Annotated in this window: 16 protein-coding genes and 4 tRNA genes; 1 reads left to right on the top strand and 19 read right to left on the bottom strand. The window is 53.4% G+C overall.

Translation table 11 applies throughout. The annotated features are described in order from the left end of the window. Nucleotides 1–19: 19 nt before the first annotated feature. A complete protein-coding gene (gene der / locus HMPREF9156_RS0102660) occupies nt 20–2203 on the bottom strand; it encodes a bifunctional cytidylate kinase/GTPase Der (RefSeq protein ID WP_007147260.1) in 2184 nt (727 codons plus the stop codon). Beyond that, nucleotides 2200–2973 carry a pseudouridine synthase gene (locus HMPREF9156_RS0102665; protein WP_007147261.1) on the bottom strand — a complete coding sequence of 258 codons (774 nt, stop codon included), beginning with the start codon at nt 2971–2973 and terminating at the stop codon, nt 2200–2202. Before HMPREF9156_RS0102665 ends, der begins: the two co-directional genes overlap by 4 nt. Before the next feature lie 200 nt (nt 2974–3173). Between HMPREF9156_RS0102665 and HMPREF9156_RS0102675 the strand changes: the two genes are divergently transcribed. Then, on the top strand, nt 3174–4229 hold the full coding sequence (locus HMPREF9156_RS0102675; RefSeq protein WP_007147262.1) for an MIP/aquaporin family protein: 1056 nt from the start codon (nt 3174–3176) through the stop codon (nt 4227–4229). Nucleotides 4230–4296: 67 nt separating this feature from the next. Here HMPREF9156_RS0102675 and HMPREF9156_RS0102680 read toward each other — a convergent pair whose 3' ends face one another. From HMPREF9156_RS0102680 to HMPREF9156_RS0102760, 17 genes are all read right to left on the bottom strand, one after another. Next, nucleotides 4297–4590, bottom strand: coding sequence for a DUF3017 domain-containing protein (locus HMPREF9156_RS0102680; protein ID WP_007147263.1), 294 nt, complete (start codon nt 4588–4590; stop codon nt 4297–4299). A 52-nt stretch (nt 4591–4642) separates the two neighbouring features. Next, a complete protein-coding gene (gene purH / locus HMPREF9156_RS0102685; protein WP_007147264.1) occupies nt 4643–6256 on the bottom strand; it encodes a bifunctional phosphoribosylaminoimidazolecarboxamide formyltransferase/IMP cyclohydrolase in 1614 nt (537 codons plus the stop codon). Next, the gene (locus HMPREF9156_RS0102690) at nt 6249–7820 is read right to left on the bottom strand and encodes a cell division protein PerM (RefSeq protein ID WP_007147265.1); all 1572 of its coding nucleotides are present in this window, start codon (nt 7818–7820) and stop codon (nt 6249–6251) included. Before HMPREF9156_RS0102690 ends, purH begins: the two co-directional genes overlap by 8 nt. 11 nt (nt 7821–7831) lie before the next feature. Then, entirely contained in the window at nt 7832–8413 is a 582-nt protein-coding gene (locus HMPREF9156_RS0102695; RefSeq protein WP_007147266.1) for an adenine phosphoribosyltransferase, read from the bottom strand. A 24-nt stretch (nt 8414–8437) separates the two neighbouring features. Further along, complete coding sequence (gene yajC, locus HMPREF9156_RS0102700) at nt 8438–8878, bottom strand: preprotein translocase subunit YajC (RefSeq protein ID WP_007147267.1); 441 nt, start codon at nt 8876–8878, stop codon at nt 8438–8440. Nucleotides 8879–8971: 93 nt separating this feature from the next. Then, entirely contained in the window at nt 8972–10084 is a 1113-nt protein-coding gene (ruvB, locus tag HMPREF9156_RS0102705) for a Holliday junction branch migration DNA helicase RuvB (RefSeq protein WP_007147268.1), read from the bottom strand. Then, nucleotides 10084–10713 (bottom strand): Holliday junction branch migration protein RuvA, encoded by a 630-nt coding sequence (gene ruvA / locus HMPREF9156_RS0102710; protein ID WP_007147269.1) that lies wholly within the window; start codon nt 10711–10713, stop codon nt 10084–10086. The genes ruvB and ruvA overlap by 1 nt, the downstream gene beginning before the upstream one ends. Nucleotides 10714–10751: 38 nt before the next feature. Continuing rightward, entirely contained in the window at nt 10752–11330 is a 579-nt protein-coding gene (ruvC, locus tag HMPREF9156_RS0102715; protein WP_007147270.1) for a crossover junction endodeoxyribonuclease RuvC, read from the bottom strand. A 3-nt stretch (nt 11331–11333) separates the two neighbouring features. Further along, on the bottom strand, nt 11334–12092 hold the full coding sequence (locus HMPREF9156_RS0102720) for a YebC/PmpR family DNA-binding transcriptional regulator (RefSeq protein ID WP_007147271.1): 759 nt from the start codon (nt 12090–12092) through the stop codon (nt 11334–11336). A 67-nt stretch (nt 12093–12159) separates the two neighbouring features. Further along, nucleotides 12160–13395, bottom strand: coding sequence for a glycosyltransferase family 4 protein (locus HMPREF9156_RS0102725; protein ID WP_007147272.1), 1236 nt, complete (start codon nt 13393–13395; stop codon nt 12160–12162). 68 nt (nt 13396–13463) lie between these two features. Next, entirely contained in the window at nt 13464–14405 is a 942-nt protein-coding gene (locus tag HMPREF9156_RS0102730) for a phosphatidylinositol mannoside acyltransferase (protein WP_007147273.1), read from the bottom strand. A gap of 38 nt (nt 14406–14443) precedes the next feature. Then, nucleotides 14444–15082 (bottom strand): phosphatidylinositol phosphate synthase, encoded by a 639-nt coding sequence (gene pgsA / locus HMPREF9156_RS0102735; RefSeq protein ID WP_007147274.1) that lies wholly within the window; start codon nt 15080–15082, stop codon nt 14444–14446. 35 nt (nt 15083–15117) lie between these two features. After that, the gene (thrS, locus tag HMPREF9156_RS0102740) at nt 15118–17193 is read right to left on the bottom strand and encodes a threonine--tRNA ligase (RefSeq protein ID WP_007147275.1); all 2076 of its coding nucleotides are present in this window, start codon (nt 17191–17193) and stop codon (nt 15118–15120) included. A gap of 249 nt (nt 17194–17442) precedes the next feature. Continuing rightward, a tRNA-Val gene (locus HMPREF9156_RS0102745) sits at nt 17443–17515 on the bottom strand. Between the two features lie 23 nt (nt 17516–17538). Further along, nucleotides 17539–17611 (bottom strand) — tRNA-Val (locus tag HMPREF9156_RS0102750). 14 nt (nt 17612–17625) lie between these two features. After that, nucleotides 17626–17696, bottom strand: a tRNA-Cys gene (locus HMPREF9156_RS0102755). Nucleotides 17697–17725: 29 nt separating this feature from the next. Further along, nucleotides 17726–17798: transfer RNA gene (locus HMPREF9156_RS0102760), tRNA-Gly, on the bottom strand. Nucleotides 17799–17976: the final 178 nt, after the last annotated feature.

Here is a 17976-nt window from a genome sequence, read left to right on the forward strand (position 1 = left end):
GCATGAATGCCATATGTCATTATGAGCGCCGTTTCTTTTCTTTGATCCTGACAGATATCTGTATAGGGCTTCCCTCAAAACCGAATTCTTCCCGCAAAGACCGCTCAATATAGCGGCGGTACCCATGCTCAAGGAAGCCTGTAGCAAAAATAACGAAACGGGGCGGTCGCGTAGCCGCCTGTGTAGCAAAAAGGATCCGGGGCTGCTTCCCTCCCCGCAGCGGGTGAGGATGCGCCGACTGCAGCTGTCCCAGGAAAGAGTTGAGCTTGCCTGTAGGGATACGCTGGTCCCAGGAGGCCAGTGCTGTATTCATCGCATTAAGGAGGCGGTTGGTATGCCATCCGGTCTTTGCCGATAAATTCACGCGCTGAGCCCATAAAACCCTCGTGAATTCGGTTTTCCACAAACGCTCAAGACGCTGGCGGCCAAAATCATCAAGCTTATCCCACTTATTGAATACGAGGACGATGGCCCGCCCGGCATCCACAGCCTGGCTCATGATCTTCAGGTCCTGGTCCGATATGGGCTCGGATGCATCAAACAGCACCAGGGCCAGCTCAGAACGTTCTATAGCCGCCTGCGTCCTCAGGCTTGAATAATAATCAGCGCCCGTCTGTTTGTGCAGGCGCCTTTTGATACCTGCAGTATCAATGAAAAGCCAGTCATCATTGCCGATAGTGACGATCTCATCAACAGGGTCGCGTGTAGTCCCCGCCTCATCATGGACTACAGACCGTGCCTCGTGGGCCAGCTCATTAAGCAGTGAAGATTTACCGACGTTAGGCTTACCGATAAGGGCGACCCTCCGCAAAGTTTCCGGGACCAGATACCCAGACCTGTTTTCAGTCCTTTCCAGCATAGCTAAAGCAGTGTCAAGCAGATCCCCTACTGCCCTCCCATGCATGGCGGAAATCGGCTGGGGTTCCCCTAAACCAAGCTTCCAGAACTCCGCAGCCTCATATTCAGCCTCAAGGGTATCAACCTTATTCACAGCAACTGTGACAGGCTTGCCTGAAGCCCTGAGCATGGCGGCTATCCTGGAATCAGTATTTGTAAGCCCCACAGTGCCATCAACAACAAGGATCACTGCATCAGCCAGGCCGATAGCGACCTGTGCCTGGGAAGCAATAGCCGACTCTATGCCCTCAACATCGCTTTCCCAGCCCCCCGTATCAACGACCTTAAAGTCAGTGCCGGCCCATTCAGCATCATAAGAGACCCTGTCGCGGGTAACACCCGGGGTATCTTCAACAATTGCTGCACGGTGCCCAAGTATCCTGTTGACAAGCGTAGATTTCCCCACGTTCGGGCGTCCCACAACCGCGATCACACCGACCGCGGCATCATCCTGCCCGGAAGCTTCCCCATCGTTGGACAGCCCATCAGTAATAAGGGCCTTATCATCTTCTTCGAGTTCGTACCCGTCAAGCTGGGAGATATAATCTGCGTACAGTTTGCTGTCTATTGCCTCATTAACCAGCCCTATAAGCTTTTCAAGGGTCTGCTCGAAAGTCAGATCGGAATTATCAACAGTAGTGACCCCCTCAGCGGCATGCATAAACGCTGTGACTTTTGAGTCTTTAGCATCCCGCGCAGCAATATCATCTTTGCCGGCGCTACTGGCAGAAGTATCGAAATCGCTGCCCGTGCCGGGGCCGGCGGTGCCGGCGCTGCGCTGAAGGTCACGCCGTGCCTGGCGCACCTCTTCACGTGCAGTCAGAAGAATACGCACATCAGCATCAGGGGCAACAACAGTGGTAATATCGCGCCCTTCAGCAACGATCCCGGCACCGTGGGAAAAAGACCCCTCCGCTTTTTCCGCATCAATATAAGCACGCTGCGCTGCAATCAGAAGATGCCGCACCGGGATTATAGAGGAGACTGCCGAGACCTGCGAAGATACCCTGGCAGAACGGATATCAGTATCTATACTTTTACCGTCGCTGAAAATATCGCAATGCGAAGGGTCAAGCGAGATTGAAAAATGGCCTTCGGTAAAGAACTGTGAAACCAGTTCAGTGATATGCTGCTCATCACGCTCAGTAAGGTTATTCAGGTCAGCACCCTGCTCAAGGCACCACCATGCCGCTGCACGGTACATCGCCCCCGTATCCAAATATGCGTACCCGAAATGCCGGGCAAGTGCCTGGGAAGTACTGGACTTCCCGACCCCGGAAGGCCCATCGATCGCAACCGTTATCATAACCCTACCGCCTTATGCAATGCGTTGACTTCTGCAGCGGAAAGCACCCTGTAGGACCCTGATTTCAGGTCGCCAAGCCGGATTGGGCCGATCTGTGTACGGAGCAGCTGTATAACCGGGAATCCGGCAGCCCCAAAAATACGCCTGACAATACGGTTCTTCCCTGAATGAATAACTGCCTTGACGACTGAGCGCTCCCTGTTCTGGGTGACAATCGAACAATGGTCAAGTTTTATCCATCCGTCATCAAGCTGTATGCCTGTACGCACCAGGCGGCGGCACACATTCCCCCCAATATGCCCTTCAAGGGTAGCAATATATGTTTTTTCAACTTCATACCTGGGATGCATGGTATGCTGGGCCAGCTCACCGTCATCCGTCATAAGGATAAGGCCTTCGGAATCATAATCCAGCCTTCCCATATGGAAAATCCGTTCATATTTATCGCCGACGATATCGCGCAGAGTCCACCGCCCTTTAGGGTCATCCATCGTTGACAGCACCTTACGCGGCTTATTCAGCGCCAGCGTTATATGCTTATCGGAAATATGTATACGCGACCCGTCGACCCTGATCTCCTGATGCTGCGGATCAACACGCACCCCGAGCTCAGTAACAAGATCGCCGTCAACCTCAACACGGCCGTCAGTTATCATTACCTCACATTTCCTGCGTGAGCCGAAACCGGCCTGGGCTAATACTTTCTGAAGGCGGATACCTTCCTGAGATTCCTGATGCGCCTTTTGTGCGCGGCTATAGTGATGTGGCATCGTTCTCCCAACGTGACCGTTACCTTGATTTATCAAACACTATAATTCTACACGGGATACCGTCATTCCGCATTTCAGTTTTTTGGGCTGCTCAGCTGCTATGATGTTGCCAGTCATAACGGCTTGTAATTTCCGGCCTGCCCCGTGCTGAATATCAGCAGAGGCTGCCGGATCGCTTTTCGAGAAAACTGAGGAAATATATGACTGATACAACTGAAACCCTGGTATATTCTTCTGACAGACCCAAGCATGCCCCGGCATCGCTGCCTGTGAGGGTTGGCGCAGAATTCGCAGGATCTTTCTTCGTTATATTCATAACGCTTATTGTCACCGGGCTGTTAGGCCCTGCAAACAATCAGATCCCTGGACTCATGGCTATAGTAGCAGCCCTCACCCTCGCTGCAGCATACGGCATAGCCGCTATTGTTTTCGGGAAAGTTTCAGGCGGACAGATAAACCCTGCAGTCACTTTTGCTGCTGCTCTGACAGCACGTATCAGCTGGCTTGATGCCTTGCTGTATATCATCGCCCAGCTGCTTGGAGGGGCTGCAGCTGCAGCTATAGCAGTATTCATGGCTCCTACACCGATAACAAACACCGGCTTCCCAAGTGTAGGATTCATTGCGCATATGGCTAACCTGTATGACCAGGGGACGCAGCAGTTCCTTTCTTTGCCTACCGTTTACTCGAATCTGACAACTTTCGATATGCGCTGGACTATCGTGCTTGAAGTCATCGCTGTCCTTGCGATCGTGGCAACTTATCTGGCAACATCAAACCATAATGGCCTTGCTACACGTAAATACGGTATGGCTATGGCAATGGCTTATGGCCTTGGGGCCCTGGTTACATACCCGTTCGACCATGCTGGCCTTAACCCTGCCCGTTCTACAGGCATCGCTATTTTTGCCCAGATAAAGGGGCTTACTGATCCATCCCCGCTTAAACAGTTATGGGTGTTCTGGGTTACTGCCCTTCTGGCTTCAGCGGTAGCGGCCCTTGTTGTAATCATTCACGATTCCGTCCACGCCAATGACGACGCAATCTACCGGGAGATCCAGTTCGAAGAGCAGAATGCCCCGGCTTCTGAGACTGATAAAAGCTCTGATAACACTGCGGAGCAGGATAGCTCAGACAGTACCGGCGGGACAACGATCATCGTAGAACAGGCCGATACCGGGGACAGCTCCGAAAACGGCAATACGGATGATGCCGCTGACGGGGATGCTGAGGGAAAACCTGATTCCGAGAGCTGATCTTCGCAGCAATATTCCATAACTCTTTATGTGGGGAGCCTATAACAGGCTCCCCACAGCTATAAAACTATGAAATCATCATAATGCTGATATACGTAATGATCAGCCCGACCCCTAAAGACAGGCTGATAAAGCTGTCAAACCCTGCTGAACGCACTTTCCACGGGCTTTTATCGCGCATAACAAGCCGTATTATCGCCGAGACAATAGACGTCCCCGCAATAATAAAAGTCCCTGCTGCGGTATACCGGAAAAATACGGCTGCACATGCCAGAAGCACCATAGCAGCAAGAAGCCATTCAAACCACGGCTTGCCTTCCTGCGATTCAGAAACAAAAGGATGCTGTTTTCTGCGGCCCATATAACCTCTTAAACTGTTATAATCTATACGGATACTTAGGCAGGAACCCGGCTCAGTGGAAGAAATGGCGCGTCCCTGTCACGTACATCGTAACACCGGCTTCCTGAGCTGCCTGGAATACTTCTTCATCCCGGATCGAACCGCCCGGCTGCACGATAGCTTTTACCCCAGCCTCCGCAAGGATCTGCATCCCGTCAGGGAAGGGGAAGAATGCATCGGAAGCCGCAACTGCGCCGTTGGTGCGGTTTGCCCCGTCAGCAAGCGTATTTGCCCGTGTAACAGCAAGCTGGCTGGAATCTACCCTGTTAACCTGCCCCATGCCGATGCCGACTGTCGCACCATCATGGGCAATAAGGACAGCATTGGATTTTACACTGCGTACAGCCCTCCATGCAAATTCCAGGTCTTCAAGCGTCTGGCCGTCAGCGGCCTGCCCTGCGGCAAGTATCCAGTTGCTGGGGTCATCCCCGTATGCATCAATATGGTCTTCCGACTGGATAAGGAGCCCCCCGTCTATCACCCGCAGCTGCTGTGTATTTTCCGGCGGTGCGGACACTTCAAGTATTCTCAGGTTCTTCTTTGTTTTAAGAAGTTCAAGTGCCTCCGGATCATATCCGGGTGCCGCTATTACCTCAGTAAATACCGGTTTGACCTGCCGGGCCATTGCCAGCGTCACTGTACTGTTAGCTGCAATAACACCCCCGTAGGCGCTCATAGGATCGCAGGCGTGGGCCTTGCGATGTGCCTCAGCCACGTCCGCACCAATCGCCAGGCCGCAGGGGTTCGAATGCTTGACAACGGCAACGGCTATGCGGTGCGGAAAGTCCCACACACTGCGCCACGCTGAATCAGCATCAACATAATTGTTATAGCTCATAGGTTTGCCGTTAAGCTGCCGGGCATGGGCAAAATTATTGAGTGCCAGAGGATCGCAATACAGTGCCGCACTCTGATGCGGATTCTCGCCATATCGCAGAGTATGCGCCAGATCCCATGTACGGGTGTAGGCAGCTGGATAAACTGCGGGCACCTCAGCTCCTCTGCCTTCACCTTTTTCAGGCCGGCCGCCCCACTGTCCGCGTGACCACTGCGCAATAGCAGCATCATACTGTGCAGTGCAGGCAAATGCTTTCGCAGCCAGAGCACGCCGTTCCTGCAGGGTAAACCCGCGCCCGTCCGATATACGTTCAGCAGCGAGGGAGTAATCCTGAGGATCAGTGATAACTGCAACACTGGAACTGTTTTTTGCGGCACCGCGGATCATGGACGGGCCGCCTATATCGATCTTTTCAATAACAGCTGCCTCGCCGGCCCCGGACCGTACTGTCTGGGCAAAAGGGTACAAATTGACTATCACCGCATCAAAAGCTTTTATGCCTAGGGCTTCCAGCTGTCCGGTATGGCCAGGGTTCTCCATATCGGCAAGTATCCCGGCGTGGATATGCGGATCCAGTGTTTTTACGCGGCCGTCAAGGCTTTCAGGGAACCCCGTCACTTTTTCTACGGGAGTTACTTCTACCCCAAGTTCCTCAAGCCGCAGCGCAGTCGAACCGGTAGAAACAACTTCTGTGCCGGCAGCTATGAATGCTTCTGCAAGCGTCTCAAGGCCTTTTTTATCGAAAACAGAGACGATAACCCTGTGTATGGGACGGTGCGGATCAGCCATTATGCCCTCCTTGAGCGGTTTCTCCGGTACTGTGAGGTTTCTGGGGATCTGCTGAGTTTGCAGTATCCTTATCCTTATTACCCCTATTCTTCATCCCCAGAAAGTCAAACAGATATTGCCCGCATACAATGCCAAGGGACAGCAGCCATGACGCCAGAAGCCCCCACACCAGCGGCCTTCCTGTAACGCTGAGGGAATCAGACAGGTTGACTCCAACATATGCCAGGTTTTTTACACCCAGTGAACCCGATGACAGCATATAGAACAGGGTACTTACACAGATAACTGTGATAATAGCAACAACAAAAGCACCTGCAGCATAGGCGAAATCAACAAGCTTCGCTATGACAGCAGTCCCGACAGCCGCGGAACGGGGATAGTCCTGTCTGGCGGTGCCATGATCCTCCTGGTCCGCACCCGGATCCGGATCTGCAGCTGTCTCCAAACCTGCCTCTTCCCCATCATTATGGCCGTCGTGGGATGCCTGTCCTATGATACCCGGCAGCTTAAGCTCCGTATCCTCCTGCCTGATATCCCTCCCGGAAAAAAGGTTGAATCCTCTGCGCGACGATATGGTCTGAAGCCCCAGGAGAAAAGCAATGATGATTGGGATAATAAGAATGGCTATAATGACGTTCTGGGATGACAGCGATTTCGGCAGTATTCCGAAAACGGGGATGACCGGCAGAGCCGTTGATCCGCTTTCCCACAAAGTAAATACCCCTACATTACCGATAACAATACCTGAGCCTAGCAGCCATGATAATGCCCAGACCATAAGGTTAGGAAGCCAGCCAAGGCTCACTACGGTCGTGATAACTGCTGACGCCGGCCCCATGGAAACATAGGACATGACTTTGCCCATTGAGCGGAAATTCAGTATTATCCATATCAGTACGGTAACAAATGAAAGCACAGAAAGGGCAATAAGAAAACGCACTGCAAGTCTTATACCGAGCAGGACCGTCCTGCGCAAAGTCGCAGAAGTCTTCTGCATAAGGCTTTTTCTCGCCCGCCGGAAAAGGGGAGATTTCCTGTCAATAGTGAGAAGGCAGCCGCAGGCAAAAACCAGCCAGCTGTACAGTACAGCGCGCCAGATGCTTATTGCGACGAAATCCTGCGCCCTCCAGAGCAGGACAGCGGTAAAAATGATCCATACGCAGCTTCCCGCCAGGAATCCTCTTGGGTCTATATGGAAACGCCGTCCGCATGCCCTGATGAGGATGATCCAGATAAAAATGAACCCTAATGGCACAAAAGTTACAGGAAGCCCTGCATAGGTGATCCCGATCCCCTGGGACAGCAAAAGGAATGCTGCACTCACCTGCATTGCATAATTAGCCGGCTGTGTGTGCGTTTCCATACCTATAATGAGGAGGAACAGCGAGGTGAGGAGAACAACGGAAACCGCAAACAAACCATAAGATACAGCTGCAGCCAGTATACCTCTCAGAACGGAACGGAAAGGGCTGTCGGCTGTCCCATTTTCCACAGCAGGGCTGCCTGAAACACCTGCTGAAGACTTTGCTGTCCTAGGACGTGGCTGTTTCCGTTCACTCATCATAGGTATCCGGCTTAAGCAGGCATAGAGAATAACGCCGATACAGGATACCCTGCAATGCGGTCATAACCGTCAAGGCCGTCAAGCTTCATAACAAAACTGAAACCGGCAACAGTGCATTTGCTCGACTCAAACAGCTTCATTGCAGCCCATGCCGTACCTCCTGTTGCAACAAGGTCATCCGTAATAAGCACCTTTGAGCCCGGCCTGACGAGCCCTTTCTCGACTTCCATAGTTGCCTTGCCGTATTCAAGCGTATAGGACTGGCTGATTACAGGAGGAGGCAGTTTCCCTGCCTTCCGAACTGCTATGAATCCTTTGCCCAGGCGCTGGGCGAGTACCGTGCCCAGCAGGAACCCCCTTGCCTCAAGGCCCGCGATATAATCGAAATCATCCGCAGGCACAGGAAGCGAGCTGACTAATGCATCAACAAGGATGCGCATACCCCGCGGGTCAGCAAAAACAGGCATGAAATCCCTGAACAGTATACCTTCAGAGGGGAATCCCGGGACAGTCCTGATCAGAGACCCAAGATACTGAGCATCTTCACCGGATACTCCTGCAACCGGCGAAAAGCTAATATCGTTTGCTGGCATGTGCTATCCTCCGCGAAGGTTTATTTAGTTATTGCCATCCGTCTGGGAAGGCTGGCTTTCAAAGCTTTTCTGATCCGCGTCCTCTGAAGGCGTGGTATCAGTGCTGTCCGCCTTATCCTGGCCGGTCCCGTCTTCCTCTTTGGGAAGCGGATTGCCCTCTTCATCGACTTCATCATCAGAAATATATGCAGGACGTACCGGAGGCTCGGTGATCGCCTGTATCCTCCACTTGGACAGTGATCCCTCGGAATCAATAACTATTTCATCATGGTCAAGGTCAACGGAATGCACAGTACCCAGAAGCCCGCTTACGGTAGCAACTTCATCACCCGGTTTCAGCGCCTTTCGGAAATCCTGTATCTTATTCTGCTGAGACCTCTGTTTGCGTGACGTCCACCACATAAGGGCGATCATAAGGATGATCAGCACAAGAAGGATCAATGTTGAAGGCTGGAAGCTATTCATGAAAACTCCTATTTCGATCTGCCAGCGCCCTGGCTGGAAACCCATTCAGGGAATTCGCAGTAACTGCGAACGGCTAATTTACCTCAGTAAATTCTAAAACAAAATTGAGACATCATCATCAGGGGGCGTAAGCCCGAGATGCTGCCATGCCCTCTTAGTTGCGGCACGCCCGCGTGGCGTCCGGATGAGGAACCCCTCGCGGACCAGGTACGGCTCGCACACGGTTTCCACGGTTTCCGCTTCCTCACCTACCATAGCAGCCAGGTTATTCAGGCCCACAGGCCCGCCGCCGAACTGCCTGCATAACGCATTCAGGACTGCAATATCAAGGCGGTCAAGCCCCTCTTTGTCGATCTGGTACAGCTCCAGGGCGGAGATCACAGACTGGGCATCGATCATGCCCAGATCGTGGACTATCCCCCAGTCACGCACTCTGCGCAGAAGGCGGTTGGCGACACGAGGCGTCCCCCTTGACCGTACCGCGAGCTCTCTGGCAGCTTCATCGTCAATGGACAGGTCGAGTACTGCTGAAGAATGCTTCACCAGAAGCTCCAGCTCGGATTTGGGATAATAGTCAAGATGGGCAGTGAACCCAAAACGCGCGCGCAGCGGCGAGGGGAGCATGCCTTCGCGGGTCGTAGCGCCAATAACCGTAAAACGCGGAAGCGTCAGAGGTATGGATGAAGCGCCGGGCCCCTTCCCTACCATAACATCTACGCGGAAATCCTCCATGGCAATGTACAGGAGTTCCTCTGCTGCCCTGGGGAGGCGATGGATCTCATCAATAAATAAAACCTCGCCTTCATCAAGGGAACTGAGGATAGAGGCGAGATCGCCCGCATGCTGTATAGCAGGCCCTGACGTTACACGGATCGGTACCCCCAGTTCCCTTGCAACGATCATAGAAAGCGTCGTCTTGCCCAGCCCCGGGGGGCCTGCAAGCAGTATATGGTCAGGAGGGACGCCGCGTTTCTGTGCGGCATTGAGGAACAGCGCCAGCTGGGCCTTCAGCCGGGGCTGGCCGATAAAGTTATCCAGCGACAGCGGGCGGAGCTCTTCATCGCTGATCCCCTCATTATCCTGCGGAACGGCAGAAATAACACGCAGCGATTCTTCGGCAGCATCAGGGTTCTGCCAGCCCTCCTCAGGTGCAGCCCAGCTGTCAGAAGAAGGCCCTCTGTTTTGGTTATTATTGTAGGATGCCATTAACGCCCCCTGTCCAGATCGCTCAGGGCTGCCCTCAGAACGCGGGGGACATCGTCATCGCCCAGAGGCTCTTCAAGGCCCAGCTGCCCGACAGCTGTTTTAGCTGCTGAATAAGCATCTTTCTGCTGCCACCCCAGGGAGACAAGGCCAAGCACCACCTGCTGGATATTATGGTCTGTCGCATCGGACTGCGGCGAGGAACCTTCCTGCGCAGACCCGTCTGAAAGCTCCAGGTCAACCGAACCGCGCAGCTCAAGGATTATTTTCTGCGCGCCTTTTTTCCCCAGCCCGGGCGCCCTGGTAAGGGCAGTGACATCATTATCACGTATTGCTGTCGACAGGTCCTGCACAGATAACGTTGACAGTATAGCCATAGCGACTTTAGGCCCTATGCCGCTGACTTTCTGAAGCTGCATGAACAGTTTTTTTGAAGGGGCATCCGTGAATCCATAAAGCCCTATAGCATCCTGCGATACTGTCATCTGCGTGATGATGCGCTCATGCTGGCCGGCATGGAGGCGTGCAGTATCGCGCGATGACATCCGGACACTGAAACCGAGCCCATTCACATCAATAACAATGCTGTCGGCATCAACAGCAAGGATGTCTCCTTCAAGGCTAGCTATCATTCTGCACTCCACCTGTTTTCGAACGTATGTTCGATAGTCTACATGTCGCGGCGGACACCTTTGCTTTTCAGGCTGCGCACCGCATCTGTCCACTGTTTCTGTGCAGCAGTAAGATGCTGTTCCCTCTCACCGCCCTGGATAGCGCCTGACGGCCGCAGGGCGTGGCATATTGCCAAGGCCAGCGAATCTGCGGCATCAGGGGGCGAAGGCGGCTCATTCAGGGACAGTATTTTGGCGACCATAGCCTGCACCTGGTCTTTATTGGCCTGCCCGTTGCCTGTAACAGCCATTTTTGCTTCAGTCGGGGTATGCAGCGCTACGGGTATGCCGCGCTGCGCAGCAGCGACCATCGCAAGCCCCGCAGCCTGTGCAGTGCCAAGCACGGTATTGCGGTTCTCCTGAGCAAAAACACGCTCAATCGACACGACATCCGGAACAAACGTGCCGAATTTCTGCGACAGGCCGTTGAATACCGCCAGCAGTCTGATATCCTGGGGATCCTGCGGGGAGCTGCGTATCACGTCCACATGGATAAAAGAAAGCCGGCGCGCACTGCCGGCTTCTATTATGCCGACTCCGCATCGCGTAAGACCGGGATCGACTCCGCAGATGATCATTGCCTATTCTGCATCCTCAAGCTGCTGCAGCACCTCGTCTGAAGCACTCCAGTTGGCATAAATATTCTGGACATCATCCAGGTCATCCAAAGCATCGATAAGCCTGTTCACTTTAACAGCAGCATCAAGATCCAGATCAACTTCGTTCAACGGCACAAGTGTTGTTTCAGCAGAATCATAATCAATACCTGACTCCTGCAGCACCTTGCGGACTGTTACCACATCCGACGGCGCGGTTGTGACGATATAGGTGTCGCCGTTATTCTCAACATCTTCAGCACCCGCTTCGGCTGCCATATCAAACAGTGAATCGAAATCAACACCTTCAGAAGGGACGACGATCTGCCCCTTACGCTCAAAATTAAAACTGACAGAACCGTTCTCGGCCAGCGATCCGCCATTCTTTGAAAGTGTTGAGCGCACATCTGCCGCAGCACGGTTACGGTTATCAGTCAGGCACTGCACTATCAGGCCTATCCCGCCGGGGGCATAGCCTTCGTAGACGATCTCTTCATAATTGGCGCCGCCGGCTTCCTCACCAGAACCGCGCTTTACTGCACGGGTAATGTTGTCAGCTGGTACAGAGCTTTTCTTCGCCTTAACGATCGCATCATACAGTGTGGGATTTCCGTTAGGGTCCCCGCCGCCAGTCCTGGCAGCGATCTCAATATTCTTGATCAGCTTGGCAAAAAGCTTCCCGCGCTTGGCGTCGATAGCGGCTTTCTTATTCTTGGTAGTGGCCCACTTGGAATGTCCTGACATATTCCTCCTGACGGTAATATGCTGCGTCTTTAAACGTAACGATTCTATGCTTTCGCACCGACATACGCTAGCGCAGTACGGATGTGCCGGCCGCCTGCCCGGTACCGGCAAGGCCATAATAAAGGCTGAGTATATCATCGGTTACAGTTGCCCAGTCAAAATCATCAGACCGCGCCATGCCCGCCCTGACCATAGAGCTGCGGCGTGCATCATCTTTAAGCACCGTACACACAGCTTCTGCAAGTTTTCCGGGATCGCTGCTGGGGAAAAGCTCGGCACAGGCACCGTTGCATGAAACGTCTTTGAAAGCCTGCAGATCCGACGCCACAAGGGGGCATCCGGCAGCCATGGCTTCGGCGAGGACTATGCCGAAGCTCTCCCCTCCGGTCTGAGGCGCCACATAGACAGAAAGGCTTTTGTAGAAACCGGCTTTATCAGAGTCGCTGATCCTCCCCAGGAATTCAACATGTTCCCGGAGGCCATCTCCCCCGCTGCCCAAAGCGGATAAGACCTGCCCGGCTTCATCCTTCCCATCGCCGGCGCATAAAAACCGCGCATGGGGGAATTCCTCAAGTATGGCAGGCATAGCCTGTGCAAAAACCGGGAACCCCTTGCGCCCCTCTTTCATCCTCCCCAGGAACCCTATCGTCGGGGCATCCCGCGATCCCTGCCATACTGCATGCGGCTGCGCAGAAACAAATACGTTCTTATGGATACCGTTAGGGATGACATGCACAGGTATCTTCCGGTCCAGATAGTGCACAGCGATCTTCTGGGCCGACGGGGAAACAAAAACTGCTTCATCGATATCTTTCAGATAGTCATGCAGATATTTTTCAAAGAGTTTAAGGGCAAGGGGGTATTCTTGGAATGACGTGTGGAACGTTGCAACAATGGGTGGATGGGAGAAGCCCCTGAAGAATACCTTATGCGAGATGCTCGGGATCTCGGGTTCATGCACATGGATGATGTCAAAATGGCCTTGCCGCACCCAGTTGCGGACAGTATTCCCTACAAAGCCGAAATATGAGATATGGGCCACAGACCCGTTGTACGGGAAGGCAAATGACGTATTAGTAGTCTGTACCCATAATGGCATATCTTTAGTGCGGCGGCCGGGGGCAAGGACTGATACGGAATGCCCGCGCGATATCATCTCCTCGGCGAAATCTTTCACATGCGCCTGCACCCCGCCCGGAGCCTCAAAAGAATACGGGCAGATAATACCTATGCGCAGGGGCTGCGCCGTGGGAAGCTCTTCCCTCAGGGAATGCTCCTCGCGCAAAAGGCTGCCGTCAACCATCTCAGTACCACCTTCGTTCAGTGACATATCCGGCGCAGTTATACTGCATAACCGTACCGGTATTAAGTTTACCTCAGCCGGCCCTTATCAAGGTCCTCAAGGAAAATAGGCTGCATCATATGCCAGTCCTGCGGATGCTTCTCAAGGCCCTGCGAATATATCGCGGCCCACTCCTGGGTGATCTGCTGCAAGGCTTCAGCCCTGCCCATGCCTTTCCACGAATCAGGCTGTATAACACCTGAAATATATAAAACATATCCGAAACGGCATCGCGCTGCATGACGCCGTACTGCATCAAGCTGTTCCCTGTAGATATTGACGACGTACAGCGGCACATCCATATCAAAAGCAAGGGCTGCCGGCCCCGCCGACGCACGGATACAGGAGTCGAAAAACCTGACAAAAATACCATGCCGCCCCAGATCCCTGTCAGCAAGAAGCGGGACGATAACACGCCTGCTGCCCATAATCTTCTTGAGCCGTTCTGTAATATCCCTGTCACCTGTGGTAAAAAGGGTTATCCCCAGGCTCTCCCTTATTGAGATGAATATATCAAGCAGCTCTTTATTTTTCAGGTTCTCTGTAACGGTTGCAACAGGGGCGATATGGCCGTACGCCCATAACGCTGCATAATCCCAGTTGCCCTGGTGCCCAAGTGCGGTAGGGAATGCCGAAACAGCGGGCTGCCGGGCGATAGCTTCAGCATAGGGGCCGTCAATGCGGACCCGGGCGTTGATCTGTTCAGCACTGCGTGCTTTTATTGTCATCGCCTCAGCAAAATAAGCAAAATACGACTGGACGCCCAGGCGCGAAAGGTGCCTCAGACGGCGGTATGAGATCCGGGGATCCCTCAATGCCTGCGTATGCCTGATATTCTTTTCAAGCTGCCGCACCGGAGGAAGCCTCAGGGCCCATACTATCCATGCCAAAACAGCAAAAACTGCCCTTACAGCACTTTCAGGCATCTTATGGGCATGCCTGGCAATAAAAATAAGAAACCTGTCCTGCATACAGACACCCCTGTTCCTTAGCCGGCATGCAGCCGGGCTTACATATGTTCAGTCAGCCCTTTTTCTTTGGCTGAAGAATAAACGGTATAAAGGCGCTGCCCCACCGTGACAGCACCAAGCACTGCCAGCAGCACCATAAAGCAGGAAAGGACAGCTACGGGAAGCCCCATACCTGTAAGCCCCATGCCGACAAGGATAATGACGAGCCTGTCAGACCGCGTGGCGATGCCGTTTTTGGCATCCAACCCTATAGACTGCGCCCGGGCACGGATATACGAAGTGACAAATGCCGTCATCATGGAGACGAGTGCCGCCCAGAAACCGATCTGCGGCCACAGCGTCCAGAAATCCTTTAGCCGGATAAGGTAAATGGCAACGCCAAGGAGGACAGCCCAGTCGGCGATACGGTCCACGGTCGAGTCAAGGAAAGCGCCGAAGGCAGTACCTCCGCCGCTCTGGGCAGCGACAGTGCCATCCAGTGAGTCGAAGATCACCATGACAGTGATCATGGCAGCCCCCGGCAGCAGCCATCCGGTGAACCCTGTCAGTACTGCGAAGAAAGCGGTGCCGACAGCACCGGCAATAGTCACCATATTTGCCGTAACGCCGAGCTTTACCAGAGTGCGGGCTATAGGGCTGATGATTTTCCTCCACGGTCCACGAAGTTTCTCAAACATAATCTGCCGCCTGCTGTCCTGATTGCTTCCAAGCCTTACTGCGCACTACCGGCTGGAATTCCTGCGGGCTGCACGGCCGGTGTTACGGCGCAGAAATCAGCAGCGGAACTGATCTGGGCATGGGACTCAATAGCTGTGTTGATCCACGCAACAGCATCGTCAGCCGGGACTCCGTTGAGCTGGCTCCCATCCCGGAAACGGAAGCTGACAGCGTTATTGTCGCGGTCTTCATCACCGACGATCAGGATGAACGGGACCTTCGATTTCGACGCATTGCGGATTTTCTTGCCAAAACGGTCATCGGAAGCATCAAGCTCGCAACGCACAAGGCTTTCATCAAGACGGTCCAGGATGCCGCGCAGATATTCCGTACTGGTATCTGCCACGGGGACGCCCAGCACCTGCACCGGGGCAATCCATGCAGGCAAAGCGCCGGCGTAATGCTCGAGCAGGATAGCAAAGAAGCGTTCTATTGCACCGAAAAGCGCGCGGTGGATCATCACAGGGCGCTGGCGTGTCCCGTCAGCCGCGATATATTCCAGCCCGAACCGCTCAGGAAGGTTGAAATCAAGCTGGATTGTAGACATCTGCCATGTGCGCCCGAGTGCGTCACGCGCCTGTACCGATATCTTGGGCCCATAGAATGCAGCGCCGCCGGGATCACTGACAAGCTCAAGCCCGGATTCTTCAGCGACCTGGGCAAGCGTATCTGTTGCTTCCTCCCATATCTCATCCGATCCGACGAATTTATGTTCATCTTTGGTAGACAGCTCCAGGTAGAAATCATTCAGCCCGAAATCCTTAAGGAGGTCCAGGACGAAAGAGAGCAGGCTTTTCAGCTCATCACGCATCTGCTCGCGGGTGCAGTAGATGTGCGAATCATCCTGGGTCAGGCCGCGCACGCGGGTAAGCCCATGTACAACGCCGGATTTTTCATAACGGTAAACTGTGCCGAACTCAAACAGCCGCAGCGGGAGTTCACGGTATGAACGCTGGCGTGATTTGAAGATAAGGTTATGCATCGGGCAGTTCATAGGTTTGAGATAATAATCAAACCCTTCGCGCACAATATTGCCCTCAGTATCGCGTTCCTCATCCAGATGCATGGGAGGGTACATCCCGTCCCTGTACCACTGCAGATGCCCGGAAGTCTCATACAGCCCGCCTTTGGTGATATGCGGGGTCTGTACGAAAGAGTAATGGTTCTTCCTGTGCTGGATACGGGAATATTCCTTCATCGCATTGATGATCGCCGCACCCTTGGGATGGAATACTGCCAGCCCCGGGCCGATCTCATCGGGGAAGGAGAACAGGTCCATTTCGGCCCCCAGCTTGCGGTGGTCACGTTTTGCAGCTTCTTCAAGCCGCTGCAGATATGCTTTCATATCTTCTTTTGAAGCCCATGCTGTGCCGTAAATACGCTGGAGCATGGGGTTCTTCTCATCCCCGCGCCAGTATGCGGCAGCAGCACGCTGAAGTTTAAAAGCCTTAATATACCGCGTATTAGGCAAATGCGGGCCATGGCACAGGTCTGTCCATACAACGGTACCGTCGCGGTCAACATTGTCATACATGCTCAGTTCGCCCTGGGATACCGCCGTATCTTCACCGGCATTGATTGCATCTTCAGCAGTCTCAATAAGCTCAAGTTTATAAGGCTGCCCTGCCTCCTCCTCACGGGCCTGCGCTTCCGTCACCGTACGGCGCCTGAAGCTCTGGCTGGATTTGATGATGCGCTGCATATGCTTTTCGATCTCTTTGATATCATCCGGTGTGAAAGGGTGCTCCACGCCAAAATCGTAATAGAAACCATCCTCTATAACAGGGCCGATACCGAGCTTCGCATCAGGGTATATCTCCTGTACAGCCTGGGCCATGACATGCGTAGCCGAATGGCGCATGATCGCAAGGCCGTCTTCGCTGTCAAGCGCAATGGATTCAACAGTATCGCCTGCATGGAGAGGGGTGTAAAGGTCACGGGGCTGCCCGTTGATGCGCACTGCAATAATATTTTTATCTGATTCAAACAGCTGGACACCCGTTACCTCGGGTTCCACTTCCCTGTGCTCTCCGTCTACAACCACAGGGATAAGTGAGGATGCTTCCGACATCGCCTGTCCTTTTCTTTCTGGGTACCGCGTTACTGGTGCGGACCGTGGACTTATATGTGTAACTTAACAGATTATGGTGCTTTATACGGACAACCGGCATATACACTGTACGAACAGCACGGTTCCCGGCCGTTCTGGTTCTGGGAAAGATACATGGCCCGCTTCTGCTGAAGATAGAGATATAGGACAGATAACAGATATAGGTATGTATCTGATTTTAAAGGGAATGCAGACGAGTATCCACGACTGTGGGCGATATAGGAATCGAACCTATGACCCCTTCCGTGTGAAGGAAGTGCGCTAGCCGCTGCGCCAATCGCCCAAATTGCTGTCGCCTGTCGCGCGTGGGCGATACAGGAATTGAACCTGTGACCCCTTCCGTGTCAGGGAAGTGCGCTAGCCGCTGCGCCAATCGCCCAAAGATTCTTTGCGAGGTGGGCACGAGAGTCGAACTCGCCTAAACGGCTTTGCAGGCCGCTGCCTAACCGCTTGGCTAACCCACCGCATCGGTCATACGAATCACTAAGACCGGAGCGGGCAACGGGACTCGGACCCGCGGTCTCGACCTTGGCAAGGTCGCGCTTTACCAACTAAGCTATGCCCGCAATACGTGTGTTCTGACGAACACAAAAGATAAATATATCGGTTAGTATCTACAATGCGCGCATCACGGCGTGTTTCTTTCACGCTATAGGCTAAGTCATATCTGCTCCCCTCTGTCATGCGCTATCCTGTAAACAGCAACAGCGATTTACAGCGGCAATTTATGAGTCAAGGAAGGTC

Origin of the sequence: Scardovia wiggsiae F0424, from assembly GCF_000269605.1 — a bacterium.
Classification (GTDB): domain Bacteria; phylum Actinomycetota; class Actinomycetes; order Actinomycetales; family Bifidobacteriaceae; genus Scardovia; species Scardovia wiggsiae.

What these genes read in the sequence shown, in the direction of transcription:
- der (WP_007147260.1), bottom strand. Translation starts at nt 2,203, where the DNA reads ATGATAACGGTTGCGATCGATGGGCCTTCCGGGGTCGGGAAGTCCAGT.
- HMPREF9156_RS0102665 (WP_007147261.1), bottom strand. Translation starts at nt 2,973, where the DNA reads ATGCCACATCACTATAGCCGCGCACAAAAGGCGCATCAGGAATCTCAG.
- HMPREF9156_RS0102675 (WP_007147262.1), top strand. Translation starts at nt 3,174, where the DNA reads ATGACTGATACAACTGAAACCCTGGTATATTCTTCTGACAGACCCAAG.
- HMPREF9156_RS0102680 (WP_007147263.1), bottom strand. Translation starts at nt 4,590, where the DNA reads ATGGGCCGCAGAAAACAGCATCCTTTTGTTTCTGAATCGCAGGAAGGC.
- purH (WP_007147264.1), bottom strand. Translation starts at nt 6,256, where the DNA reads ATGGCTGATCCGCACCGTCCCATACACAGGGTTATCGTCTCTGTTTTC.
- HMPREF9156_RS0102690 (WP_007147265.1), bottom strand. Translation starts at nt 7,820, where the DNA reads ATGATGAGTGAACGGAAACAGCCACGTCCTAGGACAGCAAAGTCTTCA.
- HMPREF9156_RS0102695 (WP_007147266.1), bottom strand. Translation starts at nt 8,413, where the DNA reads ATGCCAGCAAACGATATTAGCTTTTCGCCGGTTGCAGGAGTATCCGGT.
- yajC (WP_007147267.1), bottom strand. Translation starts at nt 8,878, where the DNA reads ATGAATAGCTTCCAGCCTTCAACATTGATCCTTCTTGTGCTGATCATC.
- ruvB (WP_007147268.1), bottom strand. Translation starts at nt 10,084, where the DNA reads ATGGCATCCTACAATAATAACCAAAACAGAGGGCCTTCTTCTGACAGC.
- ruvA (WP_007147269.1), bottom strand. Translation starts at nt 10,713, where the DNA reads ATGATAGCTAGCCTTGAAGGAGACATCCTTGCTGTTGATGCCGACAGC.
- ruvC (WP_007147270.1), bottom strand. Translation starts at nt 11,330, where the DNA reads ATGATCATCTGCGGAGTCGATCCCGGTCTTACGCGATGCGGAGTCGGC.
- HMPREF9156_RS0102720 (WP_007147271.1), bottom strand. Translation starts at nt 12,092, where the DNA reads ATGTCAGGACATTCCAAGTGGGCCACTACCAAGAATAAGAAAGCCGCT.
- HMPREF9156_RS0102725 (WP_007147272.1), bottom strand. Translation starts at nt 13,395, where the DNA reads ATGGTTGACGGCAGCCTTTTGCGCGAGGAGCATTCCCTGAGGGAAGAG.
- HMPREF9156_RS0102730 (WP_007147273.1), bottom strand. Translation starts at nt 14,405, where the DNA reads ATGCAGGACAGGTTTCTTATTTTTATTGCCAGGCATGCCCATAAGATG.
- pgsA (WP_007147274.1), bottom strand. Translation starts at nt 15,082, where the DNA reads ATGTTTGAGAAACTTCGTGGACCGTGGAGGAAAATCATCAGCCCTATA.
- thrS (WP_007147275.1), bottom strand. Translation starts at nt 17,193, where the DNA reads ATGTCGGAAGCATCCTCACTTATCCCTGTGGTTGTAGACGGAGAGCAC.